This window comes from Cyanobacteriota bacterium, assembly GCA_025054735.1.
Lineage (GTDB): Bacteria > Cyanobacteriota > Cyanobacteriia > SKYG9 > SKYG9 > SKYG9.
This window is the reverse complement of sequence record JANWZG010000009.1, coordinates 1-8,899: the sequence shown is the minus strand read 5'-3', so window position 1 is coordinate 8,899 and position 8,899 is coordinate 1. Positions and strand designations below refer to the sequence as shown.

The window sequence follows — 8,899 nt, the reverse complement described above, 5'->3', positions numbered from 1 at the left end:
AGCCACGGCATAGGGCTGGGTAGCGATCGCGGAGAACTAGCTGAGTCTGCATGGGATGTCTCACTTGGGGTGGTCATAAAAGGTGGATGGACGGCCCGGAGCACAGCAGAGGCAGCTAATAGGCTAACAGAGCCGATGGTAAAGGTAAGCGCTGGCCCCAAACCCAGAATCATGCTGGAAGCTAGTGGGCGCAGTGCTCCTACTAAACTGCCAGTCAGGGTGAGGATACTTGCCGCCTGCGGCAGAGTAGTAACCGTAGCGTAGATGCCTAGTAGACAAGTGACGGGGCTACGGAATGATGCCATGGCTAGTGCCCAGCCTACCAGTACAATCAGCAACGTAATCTGAAGAAATCGGGAGGGTTGCCCTAGGAGGACGATTGCTGGAATGCTAATGAACAGCGAGGCGGCTGCAATGACCCCCATAGCAATCAAAGGAAAGCGACTGCCTAGCCAATATTGGGCGCGATCGGACAAGCCTCCCATCACAGGCTCTATGGCTGTCGCAATCATGTCTTCCACAATCAAGAGGGGACGCTCCAAACCCGGTGACAGGCCAAACTGTACTAGAAGCTGGGGGAGATATAGCCGATACAACAACCAGCAAAGAGAAATTGCCCCCTGCACTGCTGCTAGTCCCCAGACCTGTTGCCACAGAACCAAGCGGTTGCTACTCTGCATAAACCGTCTCATTTCAACTAAGGTGTGATACCACTGTAGGGTGACTATGCCTAAGTGTCCAAGGGTTATGTTAATAATGCAACACTCCAAAACATTTGCCCTGAACTCTCGTCCTGCTAAGGTTTGCTGGCTGCTATGGTTGGGATTGCTCATGGCGCTGGTTCCCCAGCTCACCCTATCGATTGCCCACAGCCAAACCCTAGACTGCACCAATGTTCGGATTGATCTGCGCAGTGGAGTGGCCTACTGTGCTGACCAGCCGACCAGCAATGCCCCAGTTTCTCAACCGGCGACCAACAGCACCCCCACCTCTAGCAACCAAGACACTGGTATTACCCTACCCTCGGCGGTTCCCACTAGCAATCGAGAGCGATCGCTGGATGCCCAGAACTATGAAGCGCTGGCTTCAGGGATGACGCTGACTGCTGTGGTGAAGCAAATTGGCCAGCCTGATCGCGCCCTAAATCGCCAGACCGTAGCCTCAGGTGTGCAAACCGCCTATCAGTGGCAGTTCCAGAACGGAGACGTCACCCTTTATTTCATTAACGATCGACTGGTTGCCAAAATCTCTGGACTTCGGCATTCTGAAATTACGCCCCCCAGTCCTAATCCCCTAGTAGTCAGTGATCCCAATGCTGTCCTGACAACCTCATCGCCCATGCCTGTGGTTACCAGCACCACCATGGCAACGGCCTTCAACCGTCTAGAGTCTGGCATGACCCTAAAAGCAGCCCAAGCCATCTTCGGGCATCCAGGGCAGGAACAAATGCGTACCCAGACGGCTGAGGGTGCTCCCATGGTGGTCTATAGCTGGAGAACGTCTCAGGGTACAGCTACGGCAGTCTTCCAAGCCGATCGCCTGATCACGAAAACTTGGTGTGGTGCTTGTCGGCTGTGACAAGGTGATATCTTGGTGACGATAGCCATGAAAAGAACCACTGGCAACCAGTAGAATAGGCTAGTTAACTCTGCCGATTTGGATATCTCTCGAAGCCATGCGTACCTACTATTGTGGTCAACTCAATGCCGAGCACATTGGTGAAACCGTTACCTTGTTTGGGTGGGTTGATCGTCGCCGAGATCACGGTGGAGTAATTTTTCTCGACCTGCGGGATCGGTCGGGCATCGTCCAAATTGTCAGCGATCCCAACCGCACCCCTGACTCTTACCACCTGGCTGAATCCTTGCGCAACGAATACGTGGTCAAGGTAATAGGACGAGTTACCCAACGACCAGACGAGTCCCTAAACCCTAAACTGGCTACGGGCGAGGTGGAAATCTACGCCGATTACATCGAAGTGTTGAACAGCGTTCGCCGTCAGTTGCCTTTTCAGGTATCGAGTGCTGAAGCAGAACCCGTGCGGGAAGAGTTGCGCCTGCGTTACCGCTACCTAGACCTGCGGCGAGAGCGCATGAGCCAAAATCTAAAACTGCGCCATGAGCTGGTTAAGGCCATCCGTCGCTATCTGGAGGACGTAGAAGGGTTCATAGAGGTGGAAACCCCCATCCTTACCAAGTCTACTCCAGAGGGAGCGCGAGACTATTTGGTGCCCTCGCGGGTGAATCCTAGCGAATGGTTTGCCTTGCCCCAGTCGCCCCAACTGTTCAAGCAGATTCTCATGATTGCGGGGGTCGATCGCTATTACCAAATTGCTCGCTGTTTTCGGGATGAAGACTTGCGTGCCGATCGTCAGCCAGAATTCACCCAGTTGGATATGGAAATGAGCTTCATGACGCGGGATGAAATCTTGGCGCTGAATGAGGGCTTGGTCTGCCATCTGCTGAAAACCCTAAAGGGCATTGACTATCCCCGTCCCTTTCCCCGGCTGACTTACCAAGAAGCTATGGATCGCTATGGCTCTGACAAGCCTGATACGCGCTTTGGGCTAGAGTTGGTGGATGTGTCTGATGTGGTCAAAGACTCTGGCTTCAAGGTGTTTGCAGAAGCTGTGGCCAAGGGCGGCATTGTTAAGATTTTGCCCATACCTGGTGGCAACGATCTGGTGTCAAATGTGCGCATTAAACCGGGTGGAGACCTGTTCAAAGAAGCTACGGATATGGGAGCCAAGGGTCTGGCCTACATTCGCGTGCGTGCAGATGGCGAGATTGACACGATCGGCGCTATTAAAGACAATCTGACGGATGCCCAGAAGCAGGCAATCTTGCAACGAACGGGGGCACAGGCTGGACACTTGCTGTTGTTTGGAGCAGGTGACAAGGCAACGGTTAACAAAACGCTGGATCGCCTACGGCAGTGCTTGGGACGAGAACTAGGCTTAATTGACCCAGAGGCCATTAACCTGCTGTGGGTAGTAGACTTTCCTATGTTTGAATGGATTCCAGAGGAAAAGCGCCTCGATGCTGCCCATAACCCCTTCTCAGCTCCCTACCCAGAAGATGTTGACGACCTCAAGACTGCTCGCTCCCTAGCCTATGATTTGGTGTTCAACGGTTTTGAGGCAGCCGGTGGCAGTGTCCGTATCCACCAGCCAGAGCTACAGACCCAAGTGTTTGAGCTAATTGGCCTCTCGCCTGAGGAAGCTCAAGATAAGTTTGGGTTTTTCTTAGAAGCCTTTGAGTATGGTGCCCCCCCTCACGGCGGTATTGCCTACGGGATCGATCGCTGGGTCATGCTGCTAGCGGGGGAAGAGTCGATTCGGGATGCGATCGCCTTCCCCAAAACCCAGCAAGCTCGCTGTCTGTTGACCAATGCTCCCTCTGACGTAGATCCGCAGCAGTTAAAGGAACTTTATGTTGCTTCCACCTATAAACCCAAGGCTAAGGGGACTTGATGTAACCCTGGTCGGTGTCTGTGGATGGGGGGTTTTTGACCCCTAGCTGGGGAAGAGAGCAAGATATGGCCGTTTCAACCTAGCTTGAAACAGTTGCCCTTACCCCAACCCTCCTTCTCCCAAAGTGAGGGAGAGTAGCTGCGAACGTCTCTGCTAACCTGGAATGACTATACAAGGGTGGGGGCGGATACTGACGGGACGGTGCAAGTTGCCAGTACCTTCACAAAAAGGTGTTGCTCTCCAGAACAAATGTACTGCTTACTGTCTCATTGCTACTTGGAATTCCTACAGATTAGGAACCAGTATCCCTATACCCTGCTGAATCTAGACCAACCCCAGACCAAGGGATGGTTAGTTGATCAGGTGGTAACTGGGTTTAGGCTATACTGAATAGCATTGCATTCCTTACAAGTGCTATGTTATGGGTTCATTGCCCGCTGAGCGAGCTACCAATCTGCGTGCAGCCTATCGCCTCTGTGATCTAAAACCTCTGGAGGGGGATGACCTCGATCGCTACTATGTGCAGCTTGGCGATGCCCGCAAGACTGAGGCAATGATGAACATCACCTCTCAGCTAGATTTGCAGGAGCCAGAGGAACATAGCACGATTTTGTTTACGGGGCACCGGGGTTGTGGCAAAAGCACAGAACTGCATCTGCTGGAGCGTGACTGGAAGCGCTTCTACCATGTGGTTTATCTGGAAGCCGATGAGGTGACGGATATTAACGATGTGGAATATGTCGATTTGTACCTGCTGATTGCCTAGTATGTGGAGTATGAAATGCGGCGGTTGGGGATCCGGGTTGCCCAGGATATTTTGGATAACATTGCAGGCTGGTTTGCCGAGGTGACCCAAGAAACGGAGAAATCTGTAGAAAGCTCGATCGCCATCGAAGGTGAAGTGACCTTGGGGGGCGAGAGTCCGTTTCCTATCCCATTTTTGGCTAAGCTGCTGGCAAAACTCACCTCCCAGATTAAGGGGGGTGCCAAAACCAAAACCACAATTCGCCGCGACCTAGAACAGGATTTTTCTCGGCTGAAGTTTAATGTCAATCTGTTGCTGGATGATTGCACCCGCAAGCTGCGGTAGAAATATCCTGAGTACAAGGGAATTTTAATCATCCTGGATAACCTGGATCGCTGCCCGCCCCATGTGGCCAATCGTCTATTTTTTGACTATGCGGCTCAGGTGCAAGAACTGCGCTGCACCATTGTCTACACTGTCCCCATTTCTACCCTCTACTCACCACGGGGAATTGGCACCGATTTTGACAGACCCACCATTGTGCCGATGGTCAACATCTACGAGTTTGCCCAAACCGCCGATCGCCTCGACTACAACGAGGCTGGGCTGCAAGCCTTGGTTAATTTGCTAGAACGGCGCATGGACACCTCTAAAATCTTTGCCTCGGAGCAGGAACTGTACCAGATGATCAAAGCCAGTGGAGGGGCATGTGCGCCACCTGATGCAGATGATGCGAGAAGCTTGCCTAACAGCGATCGGACGGGGACACTCGACCCTGCAAACCGATGATGTGGACTATGCCATCAAGCAATTGCAGTTTAGTTTTGAGCGGCAAATTCCCGCTGCCCACTACCCCGCGATTGCCGCAACCTATCGCACCAAACGAGCAACCAATGATGACATTGGCCAACAAACCCTGTTTAACACCGCCGTGCTGGAATATAACGGTCAGCAACGCTGGAACTATCCCCATCCTACCGTTTTGAACATCAATGCTTTCCAACAAGCCCTCGCTGCCCTCACCCAATCCCAGTGATCTGGCTGAGCTAGCCATGCTGGAGCCAGCCTTTGTTGCCCGTCATGCCAAGGCGCTGGACAAGATTGCCCTGTTTGCCGACCTATCGGAGGGGTTTACCGTGGGCATCGTGGAGGTTGATCTGGAGCGCGATCGCACCCTAGCCATCCAAGCCTTGACCCACCGGGCTGACACTGCCCACATCCAGTGGGTGCTCCTGCACCTTGACCAGCCTGACCTGCGCTACCTACTCGATGCCATCACCACTGCCCTTAAGCAGGTGCCTCTGGTGCCAGAGAAAAAGCCGGTGTTGCTGCTGACAGGGCTAGAACGGGCGATCGGCGGCTACGGCGACCATCCCCCCCTGCTTAGCAACTTTAACTTTGCCCGCGACACCTATGCCCGCCAACTCCCCTATCCTGTGCTGTTTTGGCTGCCCAGCTATGCTGTTACTCGCTTTGCCCAGTTTGCACCCGATGTCTGGGCCTGGAAATCCATGGAGGTGCGCCTGCCTAGTGACCTGCCTCCCCCCGACCAAGCTCTGTCTGCCCTAGTGCCCATTGCCAACACCCAGCGGCTGTTGCCCGTCGCCCCCGAACGGTTTGACCTGTTGCATCGCCTGCTGCAAGAGTATCGCAGCCCCAGCCCCAGCCGCGCCGACCTGCTGCACCAACTGGGGCAGGCTTATAAATCTCATCTCGACTACCCCAGGGCCGAGCAGGCATACCAAGAGGCACTCCAGCTTTACCAAACCCTAGGGAACAACCTAGGGGTAGCCAAGGCCAGTAACAATCTGGCTGAGTTGTACCGTGCCCTGGGGCGCTACGCCGAGGCGGAACCCCGCTATGTCCGTAGTCTGGAGATTTTGCTTCAGGTGTTGGGGCAAGACCATCCCAGCACCCAAACAGTGCGGAACAATTTCCGTACCTGTCTGCAAGCAGCGGTGGTGGCGGGGCAGGCGGGGGAACTCTCCGATCATCCCCTCACCCAGGCAATGTTGGCACAGTTGGCAGGGGATGGCGGAGCAACGGATGCCTAGCGGCGTAGCACGATCGCTACATTCATTGGTCTGAGTTGGCAACCCATACCCTATGCGCGATCGGCATCTATTTGGGTAGATTTCGCCGCTTCCACAGTTGGGATTTAGTCACTGACCCTGGCAATGTCCTGATCAGCACCCTAGATGACCTGACCAGTCAGCGCTCTGTCTTAGTTATGGTGGTCACATGCTTGATTTTGGCTAGCTTGTACTGGATTGCAAAACAAATCACCCTAGGGTTGGTGTTGCGTGTGCGCTACTCCCCACTGGGGATTGATGGCCTAGAGTAGGCTAGGTTCTTTGCTAGCCATAGGTTGCTCAAATACTATCAAATGCAGCGATGATGTAATCCTGTAGGACGAGACGATAGCCATGGTAATCCACGGGCTGCCCTAGCTGAAGCTGCCCTAGTTGCATCGGTGTTGGATTGGTGATTACCGATAGGAGGGGCGATCGTGTTGATGCAGAGGGCACAGGTATAGGCCGACAGTGTACTAGGGCTACATCAAAGCGACAGGCCGAGGTTACCAGGTCAGGATAGTCTGCCAGAAATAGCTGGGCTGCCTGCCACAGCTTTTGCTGTTTTTGTGGGGTGATGGCTAACAGGCCATCCATATCCCAGTTGCCCCGGCTGCGGGTTTTGACTTCCACAAAGGCTAGGGTTGCGTCTGCCGCGTGGTGAGCAACGATATCTAACTCACCCCAACGACAGTGCCAGCCTTGGGCTACAACCTGCCAACTTTGATCCACTAGCCAACGGGCCACTAAATCTTCCCCTAATTTGCCTAGGTCTTTGGTGGTTTTGGTCATGTTGTGGATACGGCTCACGGTATGCTGGGTAGAATTTGGCAGTTAATTCAGCTTACCGCGATCGGCGATCGTCAACGACTGGGGCTAGTCCCTATCCTCCCATCCCAAGGAATAGGAACTGAGTCAGCTTTGGCGTAGAGGGGGTGGCGTGGTTGTCCAAGGGTTGTGAGTCCTAGGCACCACAGGGGGATGTTAGGTGTAACTAAGTGCAGCACGTGGCACACCCGATCGCGCCAGAGCTGACCTGCATTCCCCCAAGCAGCAATCACCCGATCGGCCTGATGCACGGCCTGAAGCAGATAGCGATCGGTCTCTGGCCCCACGGGGTCAGGAACCCGGCAGAGATGGTGAGGATAGGGCGTGCGGTAGGCAAACAGGTTGACCGTCACCAAGCAGCCATAGCCCCATCGCCGGGCAAACCCTAGACAGCGACGAATGGTGGGGTCATTGTGCTGAGCATCGGCAGTGCTGGGATTCAGCATGATAAAAACTAGGCGATCGCCCTCGGCATTCCACTGTCGCCACAGGCTATAGCGATACTGTCCTGTAGAGTCGAACTGAGCATCCTGCTGCATGGTCAAGGGTGCTCAATCGGGGTAACTGTGATCACTAGCTCTGCTGGATTTAGCATCGGCTTTATTGCTGAGATCAGGATACTGGTGGTCTGTGGAGGAAATTTTGCTACTGCTAGTTCCGTTGTAGTAACCATTGTCGCCATAGTGGTCATTGGTATAGGCGTGGCCTGTAACATCCATGGCTACAGTTGCCGCGAGTTGGCGACGCTCATAGAAGCGGGCTTCAGCCGACTTGATCACAATATACAAGACAGGAACCACAAACAAACTTAGGAGAGTCGCAATGCCCATGCCCCCAATGATAGTAGTGCCCAGTGATCGACGGGCGGCTGCCCCTGCCCCAGAGGCAATAAACAGCGGCACAGCACCAATGATGGTAGAAATGGCAGTCATCAAAATAGGCCGTAATCGTTCTCTACAGGCTTCAACCACTGCCTTTGTAATTGGCCAACCCTCAGCCCGCAGTTGATTGGCAAATTCCACGATCAAAATGGCATTTTTACTCGCCATCCCAATCAACATAACAAAGCCAATTTGGGTGTATACATCATTGGTTAAGCCCCGCACCAGCACTGCAAACAACGCCCCTAAGATGGCCAGAGGCACGGTCAGCATGATGACTAACGGGTCAATATAGCTTTCGTATTGGGCGGCTAGGGTGAGGTACACAAAGACAACCCCCAAGCCAAAGATCAAGATAGCCTGTCCGCCAGACTCGACCTCCTCTAGAGATAGTCCTGACCATTGGAAGCCAAAGCCCCTAGGTAATACTTGCTTGGCGATCGATTCCATCGCTTTAATCGCTTGCCCAGAACTGACACCAGGTGCAGCAGCGCCAGTAATCTCAATGGAGCGGAACAGATTGTAGTGGCTAATGATAGAGGGGCCAATGGTCTGCTTCACCGTGACTAGATTGCTGAGGGCGATCATCTCACCCCGCCGCGATCGAACATACAGCTTGTTGATGTCTTCAGGATTGGCACGAAACCTCTGGTCTGCTTGCACATACACTCGGTAGGTGCGCTCAAACTGGTTGAAATCGTTGACATAGGTGGAGCCAAGGAAAATCTGCAAGGTATTGAAAATATCTTGAGGGGAAACTTGTAGAGCGTTGGCCTTAACCCGATCGACCTCTACCGAGATTTGGGGAGTATTGGCATTAAATGTTGGGCGCAGTCGAGACAGTTGCGGATTTTGGGCAGCAGCACTAAGAAACTTGCCCAAGGTTTCACCCATGGCACCA

8 protein-coding genes and 1 pseudogene are annotated in these 8,899 nt (G+C 53.6%); 5 read left to right on the top strand and 4 right to left on the bottom strand.

Annotated elements, in window-relative coordinates:
- Positions 1–833: hypothetical protein (locus NZ772_01025; protein ID MCS6812149.1), on the bottom strand; the 833-nt coding region annotated here is incomplete at its 3' end.
- On the opposite strand from NZ772_01025, the gene NZ772_01020 reads away from it, so the two are divergent.
- The 5 genes and pseudogenes from NZ772_01020 (at position 832) to NZ772_01000 (ending at position 6,561) form a co-directional block, all read left to right on the top strand.
- A complete protein-coding gene (locus tag NZ772_01020; GenBank protein MCS6812148.1) occupies positions 832–1,578 on the top strand; it encodes a hypothetical protein in 747 nt (248 codons plus the stop codon). The two genes, NZ772_01025 and NZ772_01020, sit on opposite strands and share 2 nt — an antisense overlap.
- Before the next feature lie 97 nt (positions 1,579–1,675).
- The gene (aspS, locus tag NZ772_01015; GenBank protein ID MCS6812147.1) at positions 1,676–3,472 is read left to right on the top strand and encodes an aspartate--tRNA ligase; all 1,797 of its coding nucleotides are present in this window, start codon (positions 1,676–1,678) and stop codon (positions 3,470–3,472) included.
- Positions 3,473–3,893: 421 nt separating this feature from the next.
- Positions 3,894–5,253 (top strand): annotated as a pseudogene (locus NZ772_01010) (P-loop NTPase fold protein).
- A complete protein-coding gene (locus NZ772_01005) occupies positions 5,210–6,271 on the top strand; it encodes a tetratricopeptide repeat protein (protein MCS6812146.1) in 1,062 nt (353 codons plus the stop codon). The pseudogene NZ772_01010 and the gene NZ772_01005 overlap by 44 nt, the downstream one beginning before the upstream one ends.
- Before the next feature lie 20 nt (positions 6,272–6,291).
- The gene (locus NZ772_01000) at positions 6,292–6,561 is read left to right on the top strand and encodes a DUF1361 domain-containing protein (protein ID MCS6812145.1); all 270 of its coding nucleotides are present in this window, start codon (positions 6,292–6,294) and stop codon (positions 6,559–6,561) included.
- Positions 6,562–6,589: 28 nt separating this feature from the next.
- Here NZ772_01000 and NZ772_00995 read toward each other — a convergent pair whose 3' ends face one another.
- From NZ772_00995 to NZ772_00985, 3 genes are all read right to left on the bottom strand, one after another.
- A complete protein-coding gene (locus NZ772_00995) occupies positions 6,590–7,081 on the bottom strand; it encodes a YraN family protein (GenBank protein ID MCS6812144.1) in 492 nt (163 codons plus the stop codon).
- Between the two features lie 71 nt (positions 7,082–7,152).
- Positions 7,153–7,656 (bottom strand): DUF1643 domain-containing protein, encoded by a 504-nt coding sequence (locus NZ772_00990; protein ID MCS6812143.1) that lies wholly within the window; start codon positions 7,654–7,656, stop codon positions 7,153–7,155.
- A gap of 12 nt (positions 7,657–7,668) precedes the next feature.
- Positions 7,669–8,899 (bottom strand): efflux RND transporter permease subunit (locus tag NZ772_00985; GenBank protein ID MCS6812142.1); only part of this gene is annotated, 1,231 nt, incomplete at its 5' end.